Below are 26,965 nucleotides of genomic sequence, written 5' to 3'. Positions count from 1 at the left end.
AGGAGCGCAGCATGAAAGCTTTTACCCAGCACACCGGTCTTGTCGCGCCTTTGGATCGTGCCAACGTCGACACCGACCAGATCATTCCCAAGCAGTTCTTGAAGTCCATCAAGCGCACCGGTTTCGGCCCGAACCTGTTTGACGAATGGCGTTACCTGGATGTCGGCCAGCCGTATCAGGACAACTCCAAGCGGCCGTTGAACAAGGACTTCGTGCTCAACGCCGAGCGTTACCAAGGCGCCAGCGTGTTGCTGGCCCGTGAGAACTTCGGCTGCGGCTCGAGCCGCGAGCACGCGCCATGGGCCCTGGAAGAGTACGGTTTCCGCAGCATCATTGCGCCGAGCTATGCCGACATCTTCTTCAACAACAGCTTCAAGAACGGCTTGCTGCCGATCATCCTCAGCGATGCTGACGTCGATGAGCTGTTCCAGCAGGTCGAGGCCAACCCAGGCTATCAACTGCAGATCGACCTGGCCGCCCAGACCGTGACCCGTCCTGACGGCAAGGTGCTGGGTTTCGAGATCGACGCGTTCCGCAAGCATTGCCTGCTCAATGGCCTGGACGATATCGGCCTGACTTTGCAGGACGGCGAGGCGATTGCCGCGTTCGAGGCCAAGCACCGGGCGAGCCAGCCTTGGTTGTTTCGCGATGCTTGATTTTGCGTAAGGCGTAAAGACGCCATCGCGAGCAAGCTCGCTCCCACATTGGATTTGCGGCGTTCACAAAGCCCCTGTGGGAGCGAGCTTGCTCGCGATAGGGCCCGCCCAGGCAATACAAAACCACAAGGACATCCCATGACCAGCACCGCCCACAGTCAGGTTGTACAAAAGCAATTCGGTGAACAGGCCTCGGCCTATCTGAGCAGTGCCGTGCACGCCCAGGGCGCTGAATTCGCGCTGCTACAAGCTGCATTGGCCGGCCGTGGCGATGCCCGGGTGCTGGACCTGGGGTGCGGCGCCGGCCATGTGAGTTTCCACGTGGCGCCGCTGGCCGGTGAAGTGGTGGCTTATGATTTGTCCCAGCAAATGCTCGACGTGGTCGCCACGGCGGCTGCCGAGCGTGGCCTGGGCAATATCAGCACGGTATGCGGCGCCGCTGAGCACCTGCCGTTCGCCGACGCTGAGTTCGACTTCGTGTTCAGCCGCTATTCGGCGCATCATTGGAGTGATCTGGGCCTGGCGTTGCGGGAAGTGCGCCGGGTGCTCAAACCGGGCGGGGTGATGGCGTTCATCGACATCCTGTCGCCAGGCACGCCGTTGCTGGACACCTACCTGCAAAGCATCGAAGTGCTGCGCGACACCAGCCACGTGCGCGATTATTCTGCCGGCGAGTGGTTGCGCCAGGTCAGCGAAGCGGGGTTGCACACCCGCAGCACCTCGCGCCAGCGCCTGCGCCTGGAATACCGCTCCTGGGTCGAGCGCATGCGCACCCCCGAGGTGATGCGGGCGGCGATTCTCCAGCTGCAGCGCGCGATGGGTGACGAAGTGCGTGAATATTTTGAGATTGAGGCCGATGGTTCGTTCAGTACAGATGTACTGGTGCTGTGGGCCGAGCGATAGCATTTTTCCCGGCCAGGCGTTGGGTACGAAGCCCAGGCATGTGCCGACAGAACAAACGAGGAAAGCATGAGCAAGCAGATTCTGATTCTCCCAGGTGATGGCATTGGCCCGGAAATCATGGCCGAAGCGGTCAAGGTCCTGGAGCTGGCGAACGACAAGTACGGCCTGGGCTTCGAACTCAGCCACGACGTGATCGGCGGCGCGGCCATCGACAAGCACGGCGTGCCCCTGGCCGATGAAACCCTGGACCGTGCCCGTGTAGCCGATGCCGTGCTGCTGGGCGCCGTGGGCGGCCCGAAATGGGACAAGATCGAACGCGACATCCGCCCCGAGCGCGGCCTGCTGAAGATTCGCGCGCAACTGGGCCTGTTCGGCAACCTGCGTCCGGCGATTCTCTACCCGCAACTGGCCGATGCATCGAGCCTGAAGCCGGAAATCGTCGCGGGCCTGGACATCCTCATCGTCCGCGAGCTGACCGGCGGCATCTACTTCGGCGCCCCGCGTGGCACCCGTGAGCTGGATAATGGCGAACGCCAGGCCTACGACACCCTGCCGTACAGCGAAAGCGAAATCCGCCGTATCGCCCGGGTCGGCTTCGACATGGCCCGCGTGCGTGGCAAGAAGCTGTGCTCGGTGGACAAGGCCAACGTACTGGCTTCCAGCCAACTGTGGCGTGAAGTGGTCGAGCAGGTGGCCAAGGATTACCCGGACATCGAGCTGAGCCACATGTACGTCGACAACGCCGCCATGCAACTGGTGCGTGCGCCGAAGCAGTTCGACGTGATCGTCACCGACAACATGTTCGGCGACATCCTGTCCGACGAAGCGTCGATGCTCACCGGCTCCATCGGCATGCTGCCGTCGGCCTCCCTGGATGCCAACAACAAGGGCATGTACGAGCCGTGCCACGGTTCGGCGCCGGACATCGCCGGGCAGGGCATTGCCAACCCGTTGGCGACCATCCTGTCGGTGTCGATGATGCTGCGCTACAGCTTCAACTTGAACGATGCCGCCGACGCGATCGAAAAAGCCGTCAGCGTGGTCTTGGACCAAGGCTTGCGCACCGGTGATATCTGGTCGCAAGGTTGTACCAAAGTCGGTACGCAGCAAATGGGCGATGCAGTAGTCGCCGCGCTGCGGAATCTGTAATCTTTCGGGCCCACCGCTCCGACGGTGGCCCACTTTTGTATAGGTGTAGTTGCGATGAAACGTGTAGGTCTGATCGGTTGGCGCGGCATGGTCGGTTCCGTGCTCATGCAGCGAATGCTGGAAGAGCAGGATTTCGATCTCATTGAGCCGGTGTTTTTCACCACTTCCAATGTCGGTGGCCAGGGCCCGTCCGTCGGCAAGGACACCGGTGCGCTCAAGGATGCCTACAGCATCGAAGAGCTCAAGACCCTCGACGTGATTCTGACCTGCCAGGGTGGCGACTACACCAGCGAAGTCTTCCCCAAGCTGCGTGAAGCCGGCTGGCAGGGTTACTGGATCGACGCCGCTTCCAGCCTGCGCATGCAGGACGACGCGGTGATCGTTCTCGACCCGGTGAACCGCAAGGTCATCGACCAGCAGCTGGACGCGGGCACCAAGAACTACATCGGCGGCAACTGCACCGTCAGCCTGATGTTGATGGGCCTGGGCGGCCTGTTCGAAGCCGGGCTGGTGGAGTGGATGAGTGCCATGACTTACCAGGCGGCGTCCGGTGCCGGCGCGCAGAACATGCGTGAGCTGATCAAGCAGATGGGCGCCACCCACGCCGCTGTCGCCGATGACCTGGCCAACCCGGCCAGTGCCATCCTCGACATCGACCGCAAGGTCGCCGAGGCGATGCGCAGCGATGCCTACCCGACCGAGAACTTCGGCGTCCCGCTGGCCGGCAGCCTGATCCCCTGGATCGACAAGGAACTGCCTAACGGCCAGAGCCGCGAAGAGTGGAAGGCCCAGGCCGAAACCAACAAGATCCTGGGTCGCTTCAAGAGCCCGATTCCGGTGGACGGCATCTGCGTGCGCATCGGCGCCATGCGCTGCCACAGCCAGGCGCTGACCATCAAGCTGAACAAAGACGTGCCGATCGCCGACATCGAAGGGTTGATCAGCCAGCACAACCCTTGGGTCAAGCTGGTGCCGAACAATCGCGAAATCAGCATGCAGGAGCTGAGCCCGACCAAGGTCACCGGCACCCTGAACGTACCGGTGGGTCGTTTGCGCAAACTGAACATGGGGTCGCAATTCGTCGGTGCCTTCACCGTCGGCGACCAACTGCTGTGGGGCGCGGCCGAACCGCTGCGTCGCATGCTGCGGATCCTGCTCGAGCGTTGATCGATTGCTGCTGTGAAAGAACCCGTGCCTTGTGAGAGGTGCGGGTTTTTTATTGGGGGCCGTTGTGTGTCAGGGCTGGCCCCATCGCGAGCAAGCTCGCTCCCACAGGTTTTGTGGTCACTGAAGATCCCATGTGGGAGCGAGCCTGCTCGCGATGAGGCCAGCCCAGGCACTGCAAACCCTCCGGCCAATTGCCTGCTTACCCACCACCCGGTAAAGTGCCGCTCCCCACGTTTTACCTGAGGTAGACCCATGAGCCAGTCCTTTGATATTGCCGTGATCGGCGCCACCGGTACTGTCGGCGAAACCCTCGTCCAGATTCTCGAAGAGCGGGACTTCCCGGTCGGTAACCTGCACCTGTTGGCCAGCAGCGAATCGGCAGGCAGCTCGGTGATGTTCCGCGGCAAAAACGTGCGGGTGCGCGAAGTCGACGAATTCGATTTCAGCAAAGTCCAACTGGTGTTCTTCGCCGCAGGTCCAGCGGTGACCCTGAGTTTCGCCCCACGGGCCACGGCGGCTGGTTGTGCACTGATCGACCTGTCCGGCGCCTTGCCGCCCGAGCAGGCGCCGCAGATCGTGCCGGAAGCCAACGCCCAGGTGCTCGTCGGTTTGAGCAAGCCGTTGCAGGTCAGCAGCCCCAGCGCGTCGGCCACGGCCTTGGCGGTCGTGCTGGCGCCGCTGCGCGAATGCCTGGACTTGCAGCGCATCAGTCTGACCGCCAGCCTCGCGGTGTCGGCCCAGGGCCGCGTGGCCGTGAGCGAATTGGCGCGCCAGACCGCCGAGCTGCTCAACGCCCGTCCACTGGAACCGAAATTCTTTGATCGGCAGATGGCGTTCAACCTGCTGGCCCAGGTCGGCACCCCGGACGAGCAGGGCCATACGCAGCTGGAAAAACGCCTGGTCCGCGAGTTGCGCCAGGTGCTGAATCAACCTTTGTTAAAGATTTCCGTCACTTGCATTCAAGCCCCGGTGTTTTTTGGCGATAGCTTTAGCGTGACTGTGCAGTCTGCGAGTCCCATCGACCTGGCCAAGGTCAACGCGGCGTTGGAAGCGGCACCCGGTATCGAGCTGGTGGAGGCGGGCGATTATCCGACGGCGGTGGGCGATGCGGTGGGGCAGGATGTGGTCTACGTTGGTCGTGTACGCGGTGGGATCGACGATCCGGCGGAACTAAATATGTGGCTGACGTCAGATAACGTGCGCAAGGGCGCGGCCCTCAATGCCGTGCAGGTGGCTGAGTTGTTGATAAAAGACTTGCTGTAAAAGATACTTGGCATCAATTTGTCGAATGATTCTAGCTGGGCGCTATGCTTGGCCAGAGTGCTGAAGGCGAACATCCCTCTGGGGGCTTTCCCGGGGCATGAGTGAAATGATCGCGCGCACCGTCGCATCGGGGCTGCGCGCAATGCCTTACGGCAGCGGCATCAATACCTTCTCGCTGGCCGAGGAATGTTCAAACAAAGGAAGAGGCTATGGTTCAAGTTCGCAAACTGGTGTTAGCAATAGCGGCCGCCTCGGCGCTGTCCTCCGGTATGGCGCAAGCGCTCGGGCTCGGGGAATTGACCCTGAAGTCGACGCCGAACCAGCCTCTGGTCGCCGAGATCGAGTTGCTCGACGTCCAGCAACTGACCGCCGCCGAAGTCGTGCCGAGCCTGGCCTCGCCCGATGACTTCGCCAAGGCCGGCGTCGACCGCCAGGCCTTTCTCAATGACCTGAGCTTCACCCCGGTGATCAACGCCAATGGCAAGAGCGTCCTGCGGGTAACGTCCAGCCGGCCGCTGTCCGAACCCATGGTCAAGTTCCTGGTGCAGGTGATGTGGCCTAACGGCCGTCTGCTGCGCGACTACAGCGTATTGCTCGATCCCTCCAAATTCTCGCCACAGGCCGCCGACGCCGCCGGGGCGAAACCGCCTCAGGTCGTGTCCACGCCGGTCACCGGGGCCACCAAGCCTTCGCAATACACCACCACGCCGCGCGATACCCTGTGGGAAATCGCCGCCAAGGCGCGCAACGGTGGGTCGGTCCAGCAAACCATGCTGGCGATCCAGGCGTTGAACCCTAACGCGTTCATCAACGGCAACATCAACCTGCTCAAGACCGGTCAGGTGTTGCGCCTGCCGGACCCGGTGCAAAGCACTGCATTGCCACAACCCCAGGCCATCGCTGAAGTGGCTGCCCAGAACGCCGCCTGGCGTTCGGGTCGTCGTGGCGTGGCGGGTGCTGGCAAGCAGCAGTTGGATGCCACCAAGCGTGGCCGTGGTGAAGGCGCGCCGGCACAGGCTGCCGGTCGCGATAACTTGAGCCTGGTGTCGGCTGACTCAGCGAAGGCAGGCGGCAAGGGCAAGGGGGCTGCCGGCGATGCCCAGGCGCTCTCCAACAAGCTTGCGGTCACCCAGGAAAGCCTCGATTCGGCTCGCCGGGATAACGAAGAACTGAAAAGCCGCATGGCGGATCTGCAGAGCCAGCTGGACAAACTGCAGCGCCTGATCGAGCTGAAGAACAATCAACTGGCCAAGATGCAGGCTGAAGGTGTCGCCGTTCCTCCTGCTGGCGAGGCGCCTCCTGCAATGTCCGCCGAGCTGACCCCCGCGCCAGCGGCACAAGCCCCGACGGCTGCACCTGCGCCAGAAGCGACCCCAGAGGCGACGCCGCCTGCCACTGCGGTCGAGCCGACGCCTGCCGCGTCCAACGCGCAAAAATACAACGACCTGCTGACCAATCCGATCCTGCTGGGATTGATTGGCGGCGGCGCGCTGCTCCTGCTGTTGCTGCTGTTGTTGCTCGCCCGTCGTCGCAAGGCCCAACAGGAAGCGGAAAAGCACTTGCGCATGGCACGGGCCCTCGAGGAGGAGGCTGACTTCTCCCCGGAGCTCGATCTGCCCCCGAGCAGCTTCGAGGGCATTGATGTTCCATCGCCTAGTGTAAAACTCGAGCCAAAACCTGCACCAGCTCCTGCGCCAGTACCCAAGCCGGCTCCGGTGGTCGCGCCCGTAGTGGTCACACCGCCTATCGCGGCGCCATTGGTGGCCCCAGCCGCCGAGCGCTCCGACGACGTGCTGCCCCAGGCCCAGTCCCATATCGACCGCGGCCGCTTGAACCAGGCTGCCGACCTGCTTGAGCAAGGCATCAAGGCCGAGCCCCAGCGCAGCGACCTGCGTTTGAAGCTGATGGAAGTCTACGGTCAGCAGGGCGACCGCGACGCCTTTGTCGCCCAGGAACGCCAATTGGTGGCCAATGGCGAAAACTTCGCCCAGGTCGAACAGCTGAAAAGCCGTTTCCCGGCCATGGTGGTCGCCACCGCCGCAGGCTTGGCCGCCGCGACAGTGGCAGCAGAGCTGGACGCGCAGTACGTCAAGGACCTGCTGGAAGACAAGTCGCCGACCGACGAGGAGCTGGACAGCGCCTTTGACTTGAGCCTGGATGACCTGGAGGCGGCCCCGGTCGCGCCGACGCCAGAGCCTGTCGCTGAGTTGGATGCGTTCCCGGAAGACGACGACCTGAGTTTCGAGTCGGTGCTCAAGCAGCAGACTGAAGCCAACGAAAGCCTGGACGACCTGTCGGAATTCGACCTGGACCTGGGCGCCGATGCGCCGACCCCGATCCCGGCGCTCGACGATGAAGACTTCCTGCTGGACCTCGATGACGACCTCAAGGGCCTGGACTTGCCTGCGACTGAAGCGCCAGCCGTGGCCGACACCCCGGCCGACGATCTTGAGCTGCCGGCGGATTTCGATCTGTCCCTGTCTGACGAAATGGACGCGCACGATGCGCCCAAGGATGCCTTCGAGTCCGAGCTGGACGATGTAAACGCCGAGCTGGATCGCCTGTCCGACACTTTGGGTCAGCCGACGTTTACCGCCGAAGATGCCTTGGTCGGTGCTGAAGACGAGCCGGACTTCGACTTCCTCAGCGGTACCGACGAAGTGGCGACCAAGCTCGATCTGGCCCAGGCCTACATCGACATGGGCGACAATGACGGTGCCCGCGACATCCTCGGCGAAGTCCTCAGCGAAGGCGACGCCACCCAGAAGAGCGAAGCGCAGGAAATGTTGTCGCGTCTGGCGTGAGTCAGCGATTAAACAAAAACGGCAGCCGGTGGGGCTGCCGTTTTTTTTGTAGGTAATTCACGCTGCTCTTGTGGCGAGGGAGCTTGCTCCCGCTGGGCTGAAGCAGCCCTTCCTGTGATGCTCCGGCTACTTTTGCGAGCGCTGCGCACTCGAGCGGGAGCAAGCTCCCTCGCCACAAGGGCTTGTCTTGGTCTGAAAATCACCTGAGCCCCTGTGGGAGCGAGCTTGCTCGCGATAGCTCAACTCGATCCAGCCCAGGACCACCGGTTGCACTGGCATCCCGCCCCGCCGGCCTTATAATGCCCGCCTTTGCGTACCTCAGCAGGCTGTAATTCCTTGGCAAACATAGACAACCCGGCCGCCGAAATGGCGGCCGACGGCTTTTTCCGGATCGCCTTGGGCGTTGAATACAAAGGCTCGCGCTACCGTGGCTGGCAGCGCCAGGCGTCCGGCGTATTGACGGTGCAGGAAACCCTTGAAAACGCGCTGTCCAAAGTCGCCGACTCACCAGTGTCGCTGCATTGCGCCGGCCGTACCGATGCCGGCGTGCATGCCTGCGGCCAGGTGGTGCATTTCGATACCCAGGTCGAGCGTTCGATGAAGGCCTGGGTGATGGGCGCCAACATCAACTTGCCCCACGACGTCAGCGTCAGTTGGGCGAAGGTGATGCCAGCGCACTTCCATGCACGCTTCAAGGCCATCGCCCGGCGGTATCGCTACGTGATCTACAACGATCAGATCCGTCCGGCGCACCTGAACGAAGAGATCACCTGGAATCACCGCCCACTGGATGTCGAGCGCATGGCCGAGGCCGCGCAATACCTGGTCGGCGTCCATGATTTCAGCGCCTTTCGTGCCGGCCAGTGCCAGGCGAAGTCGCCGATCAAGGAGTTGCATCACCTGCGCGTGACTCGTCACGGCAAGATGATCGTGCTCGACATCCGCGCCAGCGCGTTCCTGCATCACATGGTGCGCAACATTGCCGGCGTGCTGATGACCATTGGTGCTGGCGAACGGCCGGTGGAATGGATCAAGGAAGTGCTCGACAGTCGTGTCCGCCGCTCCGGTGGCGTCACGGCGCACCCGTTCGGCTTGTACCTGGTGCAGGTCGAGTATCGCGATGAGTTCGAGCTGCCGGAGCGTTACATCGGGCCACATTTCCTCACGGGCTTCTCGGAACTCGACGGCTGACGCCCTCCGCAGCATTTGCTACCATCCGGGACTTTCACGGATTTGCCTGAGGTTTTACCCACCATGCCGGTCGTTCGCAGCAAGATTTGCGGGATCACCCGCGTCGAGGACGCGTTGGCGGCGGTCGAGGCCGGGGCCGATGCCATCGGGCTGGTGTTCTACGCCAAGAGCCCGCGGGCGGTGACGGTGCAGCAGGCGAGGGCGATCGTCCAGGCTTTGCCGCCGTTCGTGACTCCGGTGGGCCTGTTCGTCAATGCCAGTCGTTGCGAGCTGGGCGAGATACTCGATGCGGTGCCGCTGGGCTTGTTGCAGTTCCATGGCGACGAAACCCCGGTCGATTGCGAAGGCTGGCATCGTCCGTACATCAAGGCGTTGCGGGTCAAGGCCGGGGATGATATCGCCGCCAGTTGCGCAGCTTTCGCCAGTGCCAGCGGCATTTTGCTGGACACCTATGTGAAAGGGGTTCCCGGCGGTACCGGCGAAGCATTCGACTGGGCGCTGGTGCCGCAAGGCCTGGGCAAGCCGATCATCCTGGCCGGTGGCCTGACGGCGGAAAACGTCGCCGCAGCCATTCGCCAGGTTCGCCCTTACGCGGTGGACGTGAGCGGCGGGGTGGAGCAGGGCAAGGGCATCAAGGACCCGGCAAAGATTCGTGCGTTCATGGCTGCTGTTCGCAACAGCCAGTAGTCAATGTGACGGCTGGCAGACTGCCGCCGTCCATACCTGCACTGTACAAAGCAGGCAGGCATCGCCTTCGGGTGGGCCGATAGCGTAGGGGCAACCGCAGTGCAGCGGTTGCCGGGATGGCTGAGGAGGTTGGGCTGCACGCAGGTCATGTTTCGCGCTGACCGTGGTGGCCTTTCGACCCTCGCCGCACAATGAATTTAGCTCAAGGGCATACGCGGGGCCGCGAACCAGAGCGTTCGGGCCGCCGGTACTGGAGAAAGAAAGCATGAGCAACTGGTTAGTAGACAAACTGATCCCTTCGATCATGCGTTCCGAGGTGAAGAAAAGCTCGGTGCCTGAAGGTCTGTGGCACAAGTGTCCATCCTGCGAGGCGGTGCTGTACCGTCCCGAGCTGGAAAAGACCCTGGACGTTTGCCCCAAGTGCAACCACCACATGCGCATCGGCGCGCGTGCCCGTATCGATATTTTCCTGGACGCTGAAGGTCGCGTGGAGCTGGGTGCCGACCTGGAGCCAGTGGACCGCCTGAAATTCCGCGACGGCAAGAAATACAAGGATCGCCTCACCGCTGCCCAGAAGCAGACCGGCGAAAAAGACGCCCTGATCTCCATGAGTGGCACCCTGCTGGGCATGCCGGTGGTGGTCTCGGCCTTTGAATTCTCCTTCATGGGTGGCTCCATGGGCGCCATCGTCGGTGAGCGCTTCGTTCGTGCCGCCAACTACGCTTTGGAAAACCGTTGCCCGATGATCTGCTTTGCCGCTTCCGGCGGTGCGCGGATGCAGGAAGCGCTGATCTCCCTGATGCAAATGGCCAAGACCTCCGCGGTGCTGGCGCGTCTGCGCGAAGAAGGCATTCCGTTCATTTCGGTGCTGACCGACCCGGTCTACGGCGGTGTTTCCGCCAGTCTGGCGATGCTGGGCGACGTGATCGTCGGCGAGCCAAAAGCCCTGATCGGCTTTGCCGGCCCGCGTGTAATTGAACAGACCGTGCGTGAAAAACTGCCGGAAGGCTTCCAGCGCAGTGAGTTCCTGCTGGAGCACGGCGCCATCGACATGATCATCCATCGTCAGGAGCTGCGTCCGCGCCTGGGCAACCTGCTGGCGCAACTGATGGGTCTGCCGACGCCGAAATTCGTCGCTGCACCGATCGAGCCGATCGTGGTTCCGCCAGTGCCTGCCGGGCTATGACCCAACGCACCCTGGGCGACTGGCTTGCCTACCTCGAGCAGTTGCATCCATCGGCCATCGACATGGGGTTGGAGCGCTCGCAAACGGTAGCGTCCCGCATGGGACTGGCCAAGCCGGCGCCCCGGGTCATCACCGTCACCGGCACCAACGGCAAGGGTTCGACCTGTGCCTTCGTGGCTTCGCTGCTGCGGGCCCAGGGGCTGAGTGTCGGTGTCTACAGCTCGCCGCACCTGCTGCGCTACAACGAGCGGGTGCAAGTGAACGGCGTCGAAGCCACTGACGCCCAGCTGTGCGAAGCCTTTGCCGCGGTGGAAGCCGGGCGAGGCGATACAACCCTCACTTATTTCGAGATGGGCACCCTGGCGGCGTTCTGGTTGTTTGCCCGTGCCGGTCTCGATGCGGTCGTGCTGGAAGTCGGCCTGGGTGGGCGGCTGGATACGGTCAACCTGGTGGATGCGGACATTGCACTGGTCACCAGCATTGGTGTGGACCATGCCGATTACCTGGGCGATACCCGCGAATCCGTGGCCTTCGAGAAGGCTGGCATCTTTCGCCAGGGCACGCCTGCGCTTTGCGGCGATCTCAATCCCCCCCAGCCGTTGCTGGACAAGGTTCGCGAATTGAACTGCCCGTTCTTTCTGCGCGGGCGGGATTTCGACCTGGCGATGACCGAGCAGCACTGGCAATGGCGCGGCAGCGACCTGCAGAGCAATCCGGTGGAGTTGCACGATCTGCCCTTGCTGGACCTGCCGATGGAAAACGCCGCCCTGGCGCTCCAGGCCTACCTGTTGCTGGGCTTGCCATGGGATGCCGGGCAAATCGTCCAGGCGCTGCAGGCGACCCGTGTGGTCGGGCGCCTCGATCGTCGTCAGTTCGATTGGCAAGGCAAGCGCCTGAACCTGTTGCTGGATGTCGGCCATAACCCCCACGCGGCGCAGTACCTGGCCGAGCGCCTGGCGCGGCGGCCCGTGGCAGGGCGGCGGCTGGCGGTGTTCGGGCTGCTGTCCGACAAGGATCTGGATGGCGTTGTCGAGGCGTTGGGTGCTAGTGTCCAGCATTGGGCGGTGACGCCACTGGACTCGCCGCGCTCGCGTACCGCGGTTGAGTTGCAGGAAGCCTTGCAGCGCCGCGGCGCTTCAGTGCAAGCCTACGCTAGCGTGGCCGACGCGCTGGAAGGGCAGTGCGCCCTGGCAACGGCTGATGATGAAATCCTGCTGTTCGGATCATTTTTTTGTGTTGCCGAGGCCCTTCAATGGTTGGCCCGGCGCTCCACGGAGGAGGCTGCAGATGGCATTGCTGGATAAGGCGTACAAGCAGCGCATGGTCGGGGCCCTGGTGTTGGTGGCCCTGGCGGTGATTTTCCTGCCGATGCTGTTTTCCCGTCAGGACGAGCAGCGTCAGGTCACGGTCGACGCGCCGGCCGCGCCCCAGGCGCCTTCGGTGCCGCCTGTGCAGGTTGAGCCAGTGGTCGTGCCCGAGCCCCAGGCGTTGCCGCAGGAACCTGTGCCAAGCGACGAGGAATTGGCTGAGCAGCCTGCGGTGCCTTCTACGCCGATTGCACCTGCACCTGCCACGCCTGCCCCCGCCGCGCCAAGCAAACCGACTGTCGCGCCGGTGCCTGTTCCAGCAACACCGGCTATCAAGCCGGCCCCGAGCCAGCCGATCACTGCGGCGCCCACCAAACCGGACACGACCCAGAGTCGTGTGGATGCCAATGGCCTGTCGGTCAGTTGGTCGGTGCAATTGGCCAGCCTGACCAGTCGCGAAAGTGCCGAGAACTTGCAGAAAACCCTGCGTAGCCAGGGCTACAACGCCTACATTCGTTCCGCCGATGGCAAGAACCGAGTGTTTGTCGGTCCGCTGATCGAGCGTGCCGAGGCCGACCGCCTGCGTGACCTGCTCAGCCGCCAGCAGAACCTCAAGGGTTTCGTGGTGCGCTTCCAGCCAGAGCGCGGCTGACAGCGATTTAGCTGATTTGAATCACGCAGCTTACCGACAGCCCTGCGCTCTGCTAAAATGCGCCGCCTTATCCGTCTGTAGGCTGCACCGTGCCATTTACCTGGGTTGACTGGGCGATCGTTGCGATCGTCGCCATCTCCGCATTGATCAGTCTGAGCCGCGGCTTCGTCAAGGAAGCCCTCTCGCTGCTGACCTGGATCATCGCGGGAGTCGTAGCCTGGATGTTTGGTGGTTCGCTGTCCCAGTACCTCGCCGGATACATCGAAACTCCGTCGGCTCGCGTGATCGCGGGCTGTGCCATCTTGTTTATCGCCACCTTGCTGGTTGGCGCAATGATCAATTATCTGATCGGCGAACTGATTCGCGTCACCGGGCTTTCCGGGACGGACCGGTTCCTGGGCATGGCCTTTGGCGCGGCGCGTGGCGCGTTGCTGGTGGTCGTGGCCGTCGGGCTCTTGAGCCTGGGGCCGGTACAGCAGGATACGTGGTGGCAGGAGTCCCGGCTCGTGCCACAATTTCTATTGGTCGCAGACTGGTCCAAAAACCTGATCCTGGGTTGGAGCAGTCAGTGGCTTGCCAGCGGTATCAGCGTACCCGCTGAAATACCGTTCAAGGAACACCTCTTGCCGATGGCCAAAACGCCGCAGTAAGTGTTGTTCAGTTCAGATCCATTAAGTAGGGGTTGCGTCGCATGTGTGGCATCGTCGGTATCGTCGGTAAGTCGAACGTCAATCAGGCGCTGTATGACGCGCTAACCGTGCTCCAGCACCGCGGCCAGGACGCTGCCGGTATCGTGACCAGCCATGACGGCCGGTTATTCCTGCGCAAGGACAACGGCCTGGTGCGTGATGTGTTCCACCAGCGCCATATGCAGCGCCTGGTCGGTCACATGGGTATCGGCCACGTGCGCTACCCGACCGCGGGCAGCTCGACGTCGGCTGAAGCCCAGCCGTTCTACGTCAACTCGCCGTACGGCATCACCTTGGCGCACAACGGCAACCTGACCAACGTCGAGCAACTGGCCAAGGAGATCTACGAATCTGACTTGCGCCACGTCAACACCAATTCCGACTCGGAAGTGATGCTCAACGTCTTCGCCCATGAGTTGGCCCAGCGCGGCAAGCTGCAGCCTACCGAAGAAGACGTGTTCGCCGCCGTGACCGACGTGCACAACCGTTGTGTGGGCGGCTATGCGGTGGTGGCGATGATCACCGGCTACGGCATCGTCGGTTTCCGCGATCCCCACGGTATCCGCCCGATCGTATTCGGCCAGCGCCACACTGATGAAGGCGTCGAATACATGATCGCCTCCGAAAGCGTGTCCCTGGACGTGCTGGGCTTCACCCTGATTCGCGACCTGGCCCCGGGCGAAGCGGTCTACATCACTGAAGACGGCAAGCTGCACACCCGTCAGTGCGCGACCAACCCGTCCCTGACCCCATGCATCTTCGAACACGTCTACCTGGCGCGTCCGGACTCGATCATCGACGGCGTCTCGGTCTACAAGGCCCGCCTGCGCATGGGTGAAAAACTGGCCGACAAGATCCTGCGCGAGCGTCCGGACCATGACATCGACGTGGTCATCCCGATCCCGGACACCAGCCGCACCGCGGCCCTGGAGCTGGCGAACCACCTGGGCGTCAAGTTCCGCGAAGGCTTCGTGAAGAACCGCTACATTGGCCGGACCTTCATCATGCCGGGCCAGGCTGCACGGAAAAAATCCGTACGCCAGAAGCTCAACGCCATCGAACTGGAGTTCCGCGGCAAGAACGTGATGCTGGTGGACGACTCCATCGTGCGTGGCACCACGTGCAAGCAGATCATCCAGATGGCCCGTGAAGCCGGCGCCAAGAACGTGTATTTCTGCTCTGCGGCCCCGGCCGTGCGCTACCCTAACGTCTACGGCATCGACATGCCGAGTGCCCATGAGCTGATCGCTCATAACCGTACCACCCAGGATGTGGCCGACCTGATCGGCGCCGACTGGTTGATCTATCAGGACCTGCCGGACTTGATCGAAGCGGTCGGTGGCGGCAAGATCAAGATCGAGCACTTCGATTGCGCGGTATTCGACGGCAAGTACGTCACCGGCGACATCGACGAGGCCTACCTGAACAAGATCGAGAACGCACGTAACGATGCGTCCAAGGCCAAGACTCAGGCGGTCAGCGCGATCATCGATCTGTACAACAATTGATTAACCAACCGGCCCTGAGGGGCCGGTTTGCGTTTTAACCGATTTCAGGAGTGACAGCATGAGTCAGGATTGGGATGCCGGTCGGCTGGACAGCGACCTTGAAGGCGTAGCGTTCGATACCCTGGCGGTTCGCGCGGGTCAGCACCGTACACCGGAAGCCGAACATGGCGAGCCGATGTTTTTCACCTCCAGCTATGTGTTCCGCACCGCTGCCGATGCAGCCGCACGGTTTGCCGGCGAGGTGCCGGGCAACGTTTACTCGCGCTACACCAACCCGACCGTGCGGGCTTTCGAGGAGCGCATCGCCGCCCTGGAAGGCGCCGAGCAAGCCGTGGCCACTGCCACCGGCATGGCCGCGATCATGGCCGTGGTGATGAGCCTGTGCAGCGCTGGCGACCACGTGCTGGTGTCGCGCAGCGTCTTCGGCTCGACCATCAGCCTGTTCGAAAAGTACTTCAAGCGTTTCGGCGTGGAAGTCGATTACGTACCCCTGGCGGACCTGTCCGCTTGGGATACGGCAATCAAGGCCAATACCAAGCTGCTGTTCGTCGAATCGCCTTCCAACCCCCTGGCCGAACTGGTGGACATCGCCGCGCTGGCGGAAATCGCCCACGCCAAGGGCGCCATGCTGGTGGTCGATAACTGCTTCTGTACCCCGGCGCTGCAACAACCGCTGAAGCTGGGTGCGGACGTGGTGGTGCATTCGGCGACCAAGTTCATCGACGGCCAGGGCCGTTGCATGGGGGGCGTGGTGGCCGGTCGTAGCGAGCAGATGAAGGAGGTGGTGGGCTTTTTGCGCACCGCAGGCCCCACCCTCAGCCCGTTCAACGCCTGGGTCTTCCTCAAGGGCCTGGAAACCCTCGGCCTGCGCATGAAGGCCCATTGCGCCAATGCCCAGGCCTTGGCCGAGTGGCTGGAGCAGCAGGACGGCATCGAGAAGGTGCATTACGCCGGCCTCAAGAGCCATCCACAACATGATCTGGCCTTGCGTCAGCAACGCGGTTTCGGCGCGGTGGTGAGCTTTGAGGTCAAGGGGGGCAAGGAGGGTGCCTGGCGCTTCATCGACGCGACCCGGTTGATTTCCATCACTGCCAACCTGGGTGACAGCAAGACCACCATCACCCACCCGAGCACCACGTCCCACGGTCGCCTGTCGCCCCAGGAACGTGAATCGGCGGGTATTCGTGACAGCCTGATCCGCGTTGCGGTCGGCCTGGAAGACGTGGCCGACCTGCAAGCCGACCTGGCCCGCGGGTTGGCGGCCTTGTGATCGAGCTGGCTACGCCGCCGAGCGGCACTCATGGCCGGGTTGCACTGGTTACGGGCGCCGCACGGGGCATCGGCCTGGGCATCGCTGCCTGGTTGATCTGTGAAGGCTGGCAGGTGGTGCTGACCGACCTGGATCGCGAGCGCGGTTCCAAGGTGGCGAAGACCCTGGGCGACAATGCCTGGTTCATCGCCATGGACGTGGCGGACGAGGCGCAGGTCGCCACCGGTATCGCCGAGGTGCTCGGGCAGTTCGGGCGGCTCGACGCCCTGGTGTGCAACGCGGCCATCGCCGACCCGCACAACATCACCCTGGAAAGCCTGGACCTGGCTTATTGGAATCGGGTCCTGGCGGTGAACCTTGGGGGGCCGATGCTGCTGGCCAAGCACTGCGCGCCGTATCTGCGCGCCCACAATGGCGCCATCGTCAACCTGGCCTCGACCCGCGCCGCGCAATCGGAACCCGACACCGAAGCCTATGCGGCGAGCAAGGGCGGCTTGCTGGCCCTGACTCATGCCCTGGCCATCAGCCTTGGGCCGGAGATCCGCGTCAACGCCGTCAGCCCTGGCTGGATCGACGCGCGCGATCCCTCCCAGCGTCGCGCCCAGCCTCTGACCGACGCCGATCACGCCCAGCATCCAGCGGGCAGGGTAGGCACGGTAGAGGACGTGGCGGCGATGGTGGCGTGGCTGTTGTCGCGCAATGCCGGTTTTGTCACGGGGCAGGAGTTCGTGGTGGACGGCGGCATGACCAAGAAAATGATTTATACGTAAGTGCTATTGCGGGTGCCGTTTGAAACTGTTTTGAAAAAACTTCAACCCTGCTATTGACTTAGCTTCGGTACCTGCGTAAATTTCGCGGCCTCAACGAAGCAAAGGGTGATTAGCTCAGCTGGGAGAGCGTCTGCCTTACAAGCAGAATGTCGGCGGTTCGATCCCGTCATCACCCACCATGTTTTACGAGAGTTTTGCGAAAGCAAGACGGAAGCTGTCAAAAGCCTCCACCGACGCGCAGCGGTAGTTCAGTCGGTTAGAATACCGGCCTGTCACGCCGGGGGTCGCGGGTTCGAGTCCCGTCCGCTGCGCCATATTTTCCGAAGCAGGTTCGCCTGGTTCGAGATTCAAGCCCAAGGGTTTGGATCAGACGAGTTAACTGGACGCAAGTCCATAGCGATACGCAGCGGTAGTTCAGTCGGTTAGAATACCGGCCTGTCACGCCGGGGGTCGCGGGTTCGAGTCCCGTCCGCTGCGCCATATCTGCTTCGAGGCCCACTGAACGCCTTGAAGCTAAGAAGCAAGCTGAAAAGCTACTTCTAGTCGATAGCAAAGACCCTGGTCGAAAGACCGGGGTTTTTTGTTTTCGGGATTTGAAAGATTGGAACAAGCCCGTGGCGAGGGAGCTTGCTTGTGGCGAGGGGATTTAGCGAAACGTCGCACCGCCCCGTTGGGCTGCGAAGCAGCCCTTTGGTGATGTGTTGTTGTTCTCAGAACCCCAATTTATCCCGCAACCCGTAATACCAAGCCCCCAACGCCGCAAACGGCGTACGCAACAACTGACCGCCAGGGAAAGGGTAGTGGGGCAGGTCCGCAAACGCGTCAAAACGCTCAGCCTGACCCCGCAGCGCCTCAGCCAGGACCTTGCCCGCCAGGTGCGTATACGTCACGCCATGGCCGCTGCAGCCCTGGGAATAATAAATGTTATCCCCCAGCCGCCCGACCTGCGGAAGACGCGACAGCGTCAGCAGGAAATTTCCGGTCCAAGCGTAATCGATCTTCACATCCTTGAGCTGCGGGAAGGCTTTGAGCATCTTCGGACGAATGATCGCCTCAATGTTCGCCGGATCCCTCGCGCCATACACCACGCCGCCGCCGAAGATCAGCCGCTTGTCGCCCGTCAGCCGGTAGTAATCGAGCAGGTAGTTGCAATCTTCGACGCAATAATCCTGGGGCAGCAGGCTATGAGCCAGTTCATCGCTCAGCGGCTCGGTGGCGATTACCTGAGTACCGCAAGGCATCGACTTGGCCGCCAACTCCGGCACCAGATTGCCCAGGTAAGCATTGCCCGCCACGATAATGAACTTGGCCCTGACCTTGCCCTGTGGCGTATGCACAACCGGGCTGGCACCACGCTCGATGCGCACCGCTGGCGATTGCTCATAAATCACCCCGCCCAGCGACTCCACAGCCGCCGCTTCGCCCAGCGCCAGGTTGAGCGGATGAATATGCCCGCCGCTCATATCGAGCATGCCGCCCACATACTCATCGCAAGCCACCACCTCGCGAATGCGCCGCTGATCCAGCAACTCCAGCTGGGTATGCCCGAAACGCTCCCATAAGCGCTTCTGCGACTCCAGGTGGCCCATCTGTTTAGCGGTGAGGGCGGCGAATACACCACCGTCCTTCAAATCACACTGAATCTGATACTTCGCCACTCGCTCACGAATGATCCGCCCGCCCTCGAACGCCATGTTGCCCAGCAATTGCGCCTGCTGAGGACCGACGCTGCGTTCGATCACATCAATATCGCGGCTATAACTGTTAACGATCTGCCCGCCGTTGCGACCCGAAGCCCCAAAGCCGACCTTCGCCGCCTCAAGCACCGTTACCTTGAAACCGTTCTCCAGCAAAAACAGCGCAGAGGACAGGCCGGTGTAACCAGCGCCGATCACGCAAACATCCGTCTCGACGTCATCCTGCAGGGCGGGGCGCGGAGGAACCGGGTTGGCCGACGCGGCGTAATAGGACGCTGGATAGGATGTGTTCGCCATTCTGCAACCTCTGTTTTATATTTTTTACGAATGCAGCGATCCTACCCGAGATAAAAATCGGCCGCCAGCCACCGCAAAATCTTCGTTGCCTTGGCGAAATTAAATATTTTGCATATTCATAGGGTTAGGTGAAAAAAAGGTGTTGACACCCCTCCGGAATTCCGTAGAATGCCGCCTCACAGCAGGCACGTAGCTCAGTTGGTTAGAGCACCACCTTGACATGGTGGGGGTCGTTGGTTCGAGTCCAATCGCGCCTACCAAACAAAATCCGCTCTGCTGGGCGGTCTAGAAGGGCTCACCGAAAGGTGGGCCCTTTTTTGTTGGCGTACACATAAGGACATGGTCATGCGGGTTGTCACTTCCCTAACTTTTCTTGCTTTAGCACTTGCTGGTTGCTCTGGAATACCTTCAGTTCCATACGAAGAGCCTGCTCAATCAGAGGGCGTGGCGCGTGTTCGCGTTATCACGAACGCTGACGTGTATGGCGATAGCATCGTCGGCAGTTGTGCTCCTGCTATCCGGCATAAAATGGCTGAAGCCGGACGTTTCGGGCAGGATGGGACGGCGAGCATCAACTATCCGCAGTACCCCCTGAAGTCGGCGAGCGTTGGCGTACCGAAAAGAGTTTGGCCCAGTCTTATCCAGTACATCCCTGCAATTCGGATGGGGGAAGGGGCTTACAAAGAGGTCGTAACCGAGTATCGCGTCAGGGCGGATCTGCCATTCCAAATTGCAACCCGGGGCGCGACCATTGCGGGCAACGGCAGCTCTTACCGGACCTGTGGTGGCCAGGCGCTCGTTTACAAGCTGGAACCAGGGAAAGACTACGAAGCGGTGGTAGGGGTGGATGGCAGACCAAGCAAAGATGGCGAGCCAGCGCTAATTTGCATGTTGGCGGTTCTCGAGCTTACCACTTTGCCTGGCACTTCGATTGTGATTCCCCAAAAGCTGACGCATGCTGCGCCTCCGCAGGTGGTCTGCAAAAACTGATAAGCACAGCCCGCCGTCGAGCGGGTTTTGCGTCTAGCGGAAACGAGAAAGCCCCGACTTGGATCGGGGCTTTTGCGTTGCGGCGGATAAAGGGAGAGCGGGGTAGACCACGGTTTTTTTATTCTGGTCCTAAAAAAATCTTCGGTGAGTCTCGCATATTCCAGTCTTTGGGTTTTTAGGCAAAGGACTGGAATTCGGTATTTCAAGCCTGCCCATGGTAAAAGGTGATGGTCTCTTTTAAGGAGTCCGAAAATTCATAGATTTCATCGAGTGAGTTTATAGGGTGGCGAGTTTCATTTTTGTCTTTGTCAAATACGCCTAGATATTTTTGGGTTCTATTGAAGTGGAGTCTTGCGATTGGCTTTCGATTGTTATCGTCCAATAAGATTCCAAAGTAGCTCTGGGTGTCTCGGTGTGCGATTCGTTTCGAGTCGATTACTGTGCGCACTATCGCCTTTATGATATGGAAGCCCTCTAATTCTTCCATCGTAGTAAGGACTCTATCCTCTGGCGTATCATTTGTGTCGGGCTGGCTCTCGGATATAACCCGTTCAGCTGGAGTCGGTAGCGGCACGCCGCTGATCGCGGATTTCAAGCGATCATTAATTTGATCGTTTAGGAACTGAGATGCGGCTTTTTTGGTAAGAAGAGCGAACTGCTCTCTTACTTTTTGAGTGATCACACCTTCATAGATCCGAGAAGCAAAGAAGCGCACAAAATCATCGTCGGGCTGGGTGAACTGGGAGGCCATCTCCCTTTTTATCTGTCCTACGTACTTTAATTCACCTGCTGCGTTAATGATTGATTCAACGTCAAATGCTGATTTTGTGAGCTTTTGCAGTTCAGGTATCACGTGTTCGTCGATATCTAAAAGGTCTATCTCCAGAAATGGTTTTTCATCCATTTTGTTGGGGGCGTCTAAATCGGTGAAGAATCTGTAGAATCTGCCGTTAGTTAAGATTGATATTCTGGCGGTAGTGACATGGAAGTATCTGAATAACTGGCTCGCGTGATTTATGTTCAATGACTCGCCAATTTTTTTAGTCTCTATAAGAATCTGAATCTGGCCATTTTTTAGGATGGCGTAATCAATTTTTTCGCCTTTTTTTGTACCAATGTCACATATATATTCGGGCACGACTTCGGATGGGTCGAAAACGTCATAGCCAAGCACTGTGTGAATGAATGGCATTACAAAAGCGGTCTTAGTTGCTTCCTCAGTTTGGATTGTTGATGCTAACTGATTCACCTTCGCCGACATTGCGTTCAAGCGTTCTATAAATTCCATTTCCTAGCTCCGTAGCCATTTTCCCGAATGGGTCAATAGAGGCTTAACGCTACTACTTGTTAGGTTTACTCGATACTGGACTTTTGTCCATGCTGGATGTTCAAGCAGTTGAGGTAATAAAGACAGCTAAGGCAAGGATAAAAGCCAAAGCAACGCTCACCGCTCCGATGCCATGCTTTGTCCGACCATTCAGTCCTCACGTAGGAGACTTCGGCTAATGGGCGTCCCCTTTTCCCATTTTTCATCCGACGTCAGTTCAGTAACGAAAACTGCTTGCCCCGCTATTGCAGCGGAACGTACACATCAGTTTGCCAGCGATCCTGCGGTGTCTCGGGGTAGATGCTCAGGTAATGGAAGAACAGCGGCTGGTCACGAAGTTCCTCTCCACTGGCAGGAAGCCAATCGCGGTAAATCGGATAGATCGTTTCGCCGATGTGATCCGGTGACCCCACATGTCGTACCACGACGCAGCGACCGCCGGGAATGACGATTTCGCGCACGCCGAACTCATTCGGCGCCACGGCTTCGTGAATCTCGCCGCAGATTGCGAAGCGGAATGCTTGCGCAGGTGTCGTATCGGGGTTGCCATAGGGAATGCCAAAGCTGCGACTCGACGCCACCGGCGACTGTCCGCTCTGCTTACGCCACTCGATGAACTTGCGCACGCTCTCATTGACGAGCCCGGCGGGCCCGCAGTGTTCAAATGCAGCGACCCTGACTTCAGGGAATTGCACGATTCGTATTTGCATGATGATTTTCCTGGAAAAATGAGGGATTGCGAACACCGCATTCCAGACCTGCCAATTCGGTTCTTTCCTGAACGCACTCGGCGTCATACCGAACGCTCGCCTGAACGCCCTGCAAAATGCCTCCGGACTTTCGAAGCCGGCACCGAGTGCGGCCTCCAGTACCGAGTGATCAGCGACGGCGGCAAGGCGATGCGCCGCGCGTCGTAATCGCATCAGTTGCACATAACGTGAAACAGGCACGCCTACGAACGCGGTGAATTGTCGATGGAAGTGAAATGCCGAAAAGTTCGCCACATGGCTCAACGTATTCACCGACAGATCACCTTCGAGATTCTCGTTAATGTAGGCGAGGACGGCGTTGAAGCGTTTTGTGTAAGCGAAGTTGGTCGACATGTCAGACACTGGGAAAAGGCTCCTGGAAGTACGGTCGGCAATAGAGTCGACTATAGCGACATGAACGCGCCTAGCCGCGTTTGCTCAAAGCACGTTTTGGGTTGGCACATGCGATCTCTTCCACGGTGATATGAAGGTCGGGGGCATTTCAGGTGACCACTTCTGGCCGTTCTCTGCTGGTGTTCACTACTCGTGTACTGGTTAAGTCGAATGAGAAGGGGAAAAAGGACGAAAAAAGGGGTTTTTTTTGCTTCGCTGCGCTGAGAATTTTTATCGAATGGATTCGCTTGGATCAAATGGCAGCCGGCTAGAAAATAAATCTGTACCTTTTTCCTTTTTCCTTTTTCCTTCTCAAGCTTGAAATAGTGGCGGTTTGCCGGTATTACTGGCGCCATTTAATAGCAAGGTAGCTGGCCAGTGAAATTCGTTCGTAACCGTCTCACAGCAGTATCCGTCTTTGCCGCATTAGCTCTGAGTGGGTGCGCCAGCTATCCAGAAGAGACAAAGGTCAATTACGGCCCAGGAAAGATCGTCGTCGTGAGCAGACAGTATGTTTGCTACTGGGACGCGCAGATCATTGACGGTAAGCGTACCGGCGTGAATCTGTGCGGAAGATCCCATTCGGGCTTTTCCTTTGATGATCAACCTCAAATATGGGCAGGTCTAGGAAATCGGATGCCGCCCCAGTTTCAGCTCAGTGACGCTATCGCGGGAACGAAGGTGCCTCTTAAGGGCCATGTGGGCTTTCTCAAATGCGACCCGCTAAATCAAACCTCTAGCTCTAAGCCCCGTGTCACTTTTTGCAAGCTCACACTCAACGATCAGCTACTCATAAGTGCTGAGGTCGTATTTGAGGCAGGCTCCGATACACGTATGAATGACAAGCCCAATCCGATCTCTGCACTCATTGAAGCGGTGCGAAAACCGTAACACGCAGAAAAGGCAGAAAAGGGGGCAGATTTATTTTTGCTTCGCTGCGCTGAGTTCATCGAATGGATTCGTTTGGATCAACTGGCAGGCGGCTAGAAAATAAATCTGAGAATCATCTGGCCGGCCTCCCCACCTCACGGAGGTGGCGCAAAATTCAAGGTGCGAACTTAGACTTTTGCTGAGGAGGCCGTGATGAAATTCTGTGGCATAGACCTGCATTCGAACAACAGCGTTGTCGTGGTAACCGACGAAACGGACAGAGTCTTGGTGAGCCGACGCTGTCCCAATGAGCTCACGCCGATCCTCTCACTGCTCGAACCACACCGTGACGAGTTGGTCGGTCTGGTGGTCGAGTCGACGTACAACTGGCATTGGCTGGTCGATGGCCTTATGGCCGCGGGCATGGACGTCAAACTGGCAAACCCGGTGGCGATGAAGCGCCACGACGGTTTGAAGCATTCAGACGACAAGGATGATGCGGTATTTCTCGCGCATTTGCTGCGACTCGGGATTCTACCGACGGGCTATATTCATCCGCCTCAGGAGCGTGCGTTGAGAGACTTGGCGCGTAAACGCATTCAACTGGTGCGCACAAGAACCCAGCATATCCTGGCTGTCGAGAACATTGCCGCGCGCCAGTTCGGCCATGGTTTTAGCTGTAATGAAATCAAAGGCTTTTCTGCCGCATCCGTTGACAGGCTGGGCCTGCCAACAGATGTGGCTTTGGCAATGAATGCCAATGTGGCGGTCATCCGGGCGCTTGAAGCGCAGATCGCCGCGCTTGAAGCGCGACTGCTTCAACAGGCCAAATTACGACCTGAGTATTTGTTGCTAAAAACGATGCCAGGCGTCGGTGAAGTACTGGCAACAGTCATCATGTTGGAAACCGGTGACATAGAACGTTTTGCAAAGGTCGGTCACTTTGCCTCCTATGCTCGGTGCGTAAAAAGTGCGCGCTACTCCAACGGCAAAAAGAAGGGTGAAGGCAACGCCAAAAACGGTAACGCGTACCTGATCTGGGCCTTTATTGAAGCGGCCAATTCTGCGCGGCGATTCAGTGACGATGCCAAACGATTTTTTGAGAAAAAGAAAGCCAAGACCAATGGCGTGGTGGCGACTAAAGCACTGGCTCACAAGCTAGCGCGAGCGACCTACCACATCCTTAAGGAGAAGCAGCCTTTTGACGCTAAACGCTGTTTCGCCTGAAGGGCGAGTCAGGTGATGATCGGGCAACCGAAAGGGGACTGGACGTGAGCCAAAAATCCGAGTGGCGTCCGATCATCACCGCCTGAGTGCGTTGTAACCGGGTCGTCCGCTAAGTGAGCCAGTAGAGACTGGACGTGCGCTTTGCGCACGAGCCACAGTTCTGTGGCACGTTTTGGACACCTTGGCGGTACCAACGTTTCTCTGGGGCAGTTCACTGCCAGGGCGGTGCGTGTTGTGTTGCTACCGCTTGATCCATATGGGTGTCAGGCACGACTCGGTCGTAGCCATTGATGAGAAAACGGGTACGACGGGTTCAACCGAGCAGGTTGAGACAAAGGGAAACCCTACAGTTAAAAGCTGCAGGGCGAGTTGGCTTTTAGCCTTGACTTGAGACCGGCTAATGGGCGTCCCCTTTTCAGTCCTAAAAAAGCGAAGTCCTGGCATTTCACCAGGGCCTCTGAACTGAGGGAATCGGCCCCCCGACGCGCGGATTTAAAAACCGCTGATCTACTGACCGAGCTAAGCCCTATTTATGGTGCAACTCGGAGCGACGTAACCTCGATTCCTGAGGATTTTCTCCATGGTTAGGCTACCCTCTGAGGGTTGTGCCTGAAGATAGCTGAGCGGGGCGAACCAGCTACGCCGACGTTGAACAGGGAGGTTACGAAAATGGGATTTTATTGTCTTAACTATCAAGACGAACTAATTAAAGTTGAAACAGGTGTTGATATTAACGGTGCTGCAAAGGGAAATAGTCAAGAGGATCTGTCGGATGGGATTAAGATAACTATATTTTCAGCTAACTCACATATGATTCAGTTTAAGTCAAAGTTGGCAAAGTGGCTTGATGGTCCCGGAAAAGGGGGGTTCGATAGTGATATTCCAGAGTTCTCAAAGGGTTTGAATGCCTTAGAGTGGTATGTCGATGTTTTTGATGAAGATAAGCCTAATCCTTATTACGATGAAAGCGCTGAATCTCAAGTGGTTGATGGACATAAGGTGATTTTGGACCAGCCGGACATCAGCTTCGTTCAGAATTTATACTGGGACTCGAAAACTGATACGCCGGGGGGGACATTTCCAATAAAAAATATATTCTGTGCAGCTAGCATAATTATTATTGATAACAGGGTTCGGCGAGTGGTGGCGTGGACCCGGACGGGCGGAGTCGGCGATCCTTACTATAAAGTTAAAGTTGAAACAATAAATAGCTTATCTCAAACATGGAGGACTGTATTGCTGACGCGAGGCTTTAATGTTCCTGCGGTTTCGTGAGTAGGATGCGATCAGAAAAAACCTGTATTAACTAGAAGGCATCTTCTGGAAAAAGGGGCAAATTTATTTTTGCTTCGCTGTACTGCGAACTTCCATCGAATGGATTCGCTTGGATCAACTGGCAGCCGGCTCGAAAATAAATCCCCTTTTTTCCATAAATGGGCAGAGAATCAGATCCGGCCGTGGGCTCTTGAACGCAAGAACTGCCTCTTCGCTGGGTCGCTACGCAGCGGACAACGGGCCGCGGCGATCATGAACTTAATCCAGTCTGCGCGGCTCAACGGGCATGAACCGTCTGCTTATTTGAATGACGTCCTTACGCGTCTGCCGACGCAGCGAGCAAGTGAGATTACGCAACCGCCGCCATAGCTGGAGTCCCCCCTAATAACGTAAGCTGGGATGTACGGATACTCACGTTGAAACTCCACATGGAAGACTTGGAATGACTCGAATTATTGAAATCTTGATGTACACCTTAAAGCCAGGATCGGGATTGGGCTTTCATCAAATAATGCAGACCGTAAGTGTTCCGCTTCACCTAGAAGCTGGCATAGATGTCGTTTCTTATGGCAACTCATTACATGATTGTGACAGCTATCACCTGATTCGTTCCTATGAAAGCGAGAGCCATCGCCAAGTATCTCAAGATGCTTTTTACGCAAGCACTGCCTGGAAACAAGGCCCGAGAGAAGACATTATCAGTCGGATTGAAATCAGTACAACGACAGTTATGGCGCTCGCTCAAGATGCAATTGATGCCATCAGAGCTTCCGTAGATCTATCTAGAGTCGAAGCTCGATCCGCGTAGCTGACATCGACAAAGGCAGACCCCGTAGCCTACGGGGATCAGGAAAATGTGTTGGCCGGACGGTTACGTCCAGGCAGCAGCAAGGAGACGTTTTAATGAAAATTCTCTCGGAATGGGTCGGTAACATGGG

General features: G+C 59.0%; 23 protein-coding genes, 4 tRNA genes and 1 pseudogene. 25 read left to right on the top strand and 3 right to left on the bottom strand.

Features of this window, described 5'->3' with window-relative positions; translation table 11 throughout:
* Window positions 1-11 precede the first annotated feature (11 nt).
* The 18 genes from leuD to HU749_RS20165 all read left to right on the top strand — a co-directional run bounded on the left by leuD (window position 12) and on the right by HU749_RS20165 (window position 17,682).
* Window positions 12-656 (top strand): 3-isopropylmalate dehydratase small subunit, encoded by a 645-nt coding sequence (gene leuD / locus HU749_RS20250; protein ID WP_003203864.1) that lies wholly within the window; start codon window positions 12-14, stop codon window positions 654-656.
* Window positions 657-794: 138 nt separating this feature from the next.
* The gene (locus HU749_RS20245) at window positions 795-1,559 is read left to right on the top strand and encodes a class I SAM-dependent methyltransferase (protein WP_046063471.1); all 765 of its coding nucleotides are present in this window, start codon (window positions 795-797) and stop codon (window positions 1,557-1,559) included.
* Between the two features lie 66 nt (window positions 1,560-1,625).
* The gene (gene leuB / locus HU749_RS20240) at window positions 1,626-2,708 is read left to right on the top strand and encodes a 3-isopropylmalate dehydrogenase (protein ID WP_095974437.1); all 1,083 of its coding nucleotides are present in this window, start codon (window positions 1,626-1,628) and stop codon (window positions 2,706-2,708) included.
* A gap of 54 nt (window positions 2,709-2,762) precedes the next feature.
* Window positions 2,763-3,875 (top strand): aspartate-semialdehyde dehydrogenase, encoded by a 1,113-nt coding sequence (gene asd, locus HU749_RS20235; RefSeq protein WP_003203857.1) that lies wholly within the window; start codon window positions 2,763-2,765, stop codon window positions 3,873-3,875.
* A 252-nt stretch (window positions 3,876-4,127) separates the two neighbouring features.
* Complete coding sequence (locus HU749_RS20230; RefSeq protein WP_186652505.1) at window positions 4,128-5,138, top strand: aspartate-semialdehyde dehydrogenase; 1,011 nt, start codon at window positions 4,128-4,130, stop codon at window positions 5,136-5,138.
* Window positions 5,139-5,347: 209 nt separating this feature from the next.
* Window positions 5,348-7,942: a FimV/HubP family polar landmark protein gene (locus tag HU749_RS20225; RefSeq protein ID WP_186652503.1), complete on the top strand. Its 2,595-nt coding sequence runs from the start codon at window positions 5,348-5,350 to the stop codon at window positions 7,940-7,942.
* Window positions 7,943-8,308: 366 nt separating this feature from the next.
* Window positions 8,309-9,133 carry a tRNA pseudouridine(38-40) synthase TruA gene (gene truA / locus HU749_RS20220; protein WP_018610821.1) on the top strand — a complete coding sequence of 275 codons (825 nt, stop codon included), beginning with the start codon at window positions 8,309-8,311 and terminating at the stop codon, window positions 9,131-9,133.
* A gap of 63 nt (window positions 9,134-9,196) precedes the next feature.
* Window positions 9,197-9,820, top strand: a complete 624-nt coding sequence (locus HU749_RS20215; protein WP_186652502.1) for a phosphoribosylanthranilate isomerase — start codon at window positions 9,197-9,199, stop codon at window positions 9,818-9,820.
* Between the two features lie 265 nt (window positions 9,821-10,085).
* A complete protein-coding gene (gene accD, locus HU749_RS20210; RefSeq protein ID WP_003203847.1) occupies window positions 10,086-11,006 on the top strand; it encodes an acetyl-CoA carboxylase, carboxyltransferase subunit beta in 921 nt (306 codons plus the stop codon).
* On the top strand, window positions 11,003-12,310 hold the full coding sequence (gene folC / locus HU749_RS20205; RefSeq protein WP_186652500.1) for a bifunctional tetrahydrofolate synthase/dihydrofolate synthase: 1,308 nt from the start codon (window positions 11,003-11,005) through the stop codon (window positions 12,308-12,310). The genes accD and folC overlap by 4 nt, the downstream gene beginning before the upstream one ends.
* On the top strand, window positions 12,294-12,965 hold the full coding sequence (locus tag HU749_RS20200; RefSeq protein ID WP_014337460.1) for an SPOR domain-containing protein: 672 nt from the start codon (window positions 12,294-12,296) through the stop codon (window positions 12,963-12,965). Before folC ends, HU749_RS20200 begins: the two co-directional genes overlap by 17 nt.
* Window positions 12,966-13,054: 89 nt before the next feature.
* On the top strand, window positions 13,055-13,615 hold the full coding sequence (locus HU749_RS20195) for a CvpA family protein (RefSeq protein WP_003179770.1): 561 nt from the start codon (window positions 13,055-13,057) through the stop codon (window positions 13,613-13,615).
* Between the two features lie 41 nt (window positions 13,616-13,656).
* Entirely contained in the window at window positions 13,657-15,162 is a 1,506-nt protein-coding gene (gene purF / locus HU749_RS20190) for an amidophosphoribosyltransferase (RefSeq protein WP_003203840.1), read from the top strand.
* 58 nt (window positions 15,163-15,220) lie between these two features.
* Window positions 15,221-16,432 carry an O-succinylhomoserine sulfhydrylase gene (locus HU749_RS20185; RefSeq protein ID WP_186652498.1) on the top strand — a complete coding sequence of 404 codons (1,212 nt, stop codon included), beginning with the start codon at window positions 15,221-15,223 and terminating at the stop codon, window positions 16,430-16,432.
* A complete protein-coding gene (locus HU749_RS20180; RefSeq protein WP_003203835.1) occupies window positions 16,429-17,202 on the top strand; it encodes an SDR family oxidoreductase in 774 nt (257 codons plus the stop codon). Before HU749_RS20185 ends, HU749_RS20180 begins: the two co-directional genes overlap by 4 nt.
* A 103-nt stretch (window positions 17,203-17,305) precedes the next feature.
* Window positions 17,306-17,381: transfer RNA gene (locus HU749_RS20175), tRNA-Val, on the top strand.
* Window positions 17,382-17,439: 58 nt separating this feature from the next.
* A tRNA-Asp gene (locus tag HU749_RS20170) sits at window positions 17,440-17,516 on the top strand.
* 89 nt (window positions 17,517-17,605) lie between these two features.
* Window positions 17,606-17,682 (top strand) — tRNA-Asp (locus HU749_RS20165).
* A gap of 230 nt (window positions 17,683-17,912) precedes the next feature.
* Here HU749_RS20165 and HU749_RS20160 read toward each other — a convergent pair.
* Complete coding sequence (locus HU749_RS20160) at window positions 17,913-19,196, bottom strand: NAD(P)/FAD-dependent oxidoreductase (RefSeq protein ID WP_186651544.1); 1,284 nt, start codon at window positions 19,194-19,196, stop codon at window positions 17,913-17,915.
* A 183-nt stretch (window positions 19,197-19,379) separates the two neighbouring features.
* Between HU749_RS20160 and HU749_RS20155 the strand changes: the two genes are divergently transcribed.
* Both HU749_RS20155 and HU749_RS20150 read left to right on the top strand, forming a co-directional pair.
* A tRNA-Val gene (locus HU749_RS20155) sits at window positions 19,380-19,456 on the top strand.
* A gap of 85 nt (window positions 19,457-19,541) precedes the next feature.
* A complete protein-coding gene (locus HU749_RS20150) occupies window positions 19,542-20,186 on the top strand; it encodes a hypothetical protein (RefSeq protein WP_186651542.1) in 645 nt (214 codons plus the stop codon).
* A 202-nt stretch (window positions 20,187-20,388) separates the two neighbouring features.
* Here the strand turns inward: HU749_RS20150 and HU749_RS20145 are convergent, their stop codons facing one another.
* Window positions 20,389-21,474: a type I restriction endonuclease gene (locus HU749_RS20145; RefSeq protein ID WP_095962016.1), complete on the bottom strand. Its 1,086-nt coding sequence runs from the start codon at window positions 21,472-21,474 to the stop codon at window positions 20,389-20,391.
* A gap of 281 nt (window positions 21,475-21,755) precedes the next feature.
* Window positions 21,756-22,625, bottom strand: coding sequence for an AraC family transcriptional regulator (locus HU749_RS20140; RefSeq protein WP_186651540.1), 870 nt, complete (start codon window positions 22,623-22,625; stop codon window positions 21,756-21,758).
* A gap of 408 nt (window positions 22,626-23,033) precedes the next feature.
* On the opposite strand from HU749_RS20140, the gene HU749_RS20135 reads away from it, so the two are divergent.
* The 5 genes and pseudogenes from HU749_RS20135 (at window position 23,034) to HU749_RS20115 (ending at window position 26,835) form a co-directional block, all read left to right on the top strand.
* Window positions 23,034-23,546: a hypothetical protein gene (locus HU749_RS20135; protein ID WP_079302034.1), complete on the top strand. Its 513-nt coding sequence runs from the start codon at window positions 23,034-23,036 to the stop codon at window positions 23,544-23,546.
* 192 nt (window positions 23,547-23,738) lie between these two features.
* Window positions 23,739-24,752: an IS110 family RNA-guided transposase gene (locus HU749_RS20130; RefSeq protein WP_079302035.1), complete on the top strand. Its 1,014-nt coding sequence runs from the start codon at window positions 23,739-23,741 to the stop codon at window positions 24,750-24,752.
* 669 nt (window positions 24,753-25,421) lie between these two features.
* Window positions 25,422-26,027, top strand: a complete 606-nt coding sequence (locus tag HU749_RS20125; RefSeq protein ID WP_141248753.1) for a hypothetical protein — start codon at window positions 25,422-25,424, stop codon at window positions 26,025-26,027.
* A gap of 159 nt (window positions 26,028-26,186) precedes the next feature.
* A pseudogene (locus HU749_RS20120) lies at window positions 26,187-26,396 on the top strand (transposase domain-containing protein); the annotation flags it as partial.
* 73 nt (window positions 26,397-26,469) lie between these two features.
* Window positions 26,470-26,835 (top strand): NIPSNAP family protein, encoded by a 366-nt coding sequence (locus HU749_RS20115; RefSeq protein WP_079302036.1) that lies wholly within the window; start codon window positions 26,470-26,472, stop codon window positions 26,833-26,835.
* Window positions 26,836-26,965: the final 130 nt, after the last annotated feature.

It is taken from the genome of Pseudomonas ogarae, assembly GCF_014268695.2.
Taxonomy (GTDB): Bacteria; Pseudomonadota; Gammaproteobacteria; order Pseudomonadales; family Pseudomonadaceae; genus Aquipseudomonas; species Aquipseudomonas kilonensis.
The sequence above is the reverse complement of the archived record's forward strand: the minus strand, read 5'-3'. Positions and strand labels throughout refer to the sequence as shown.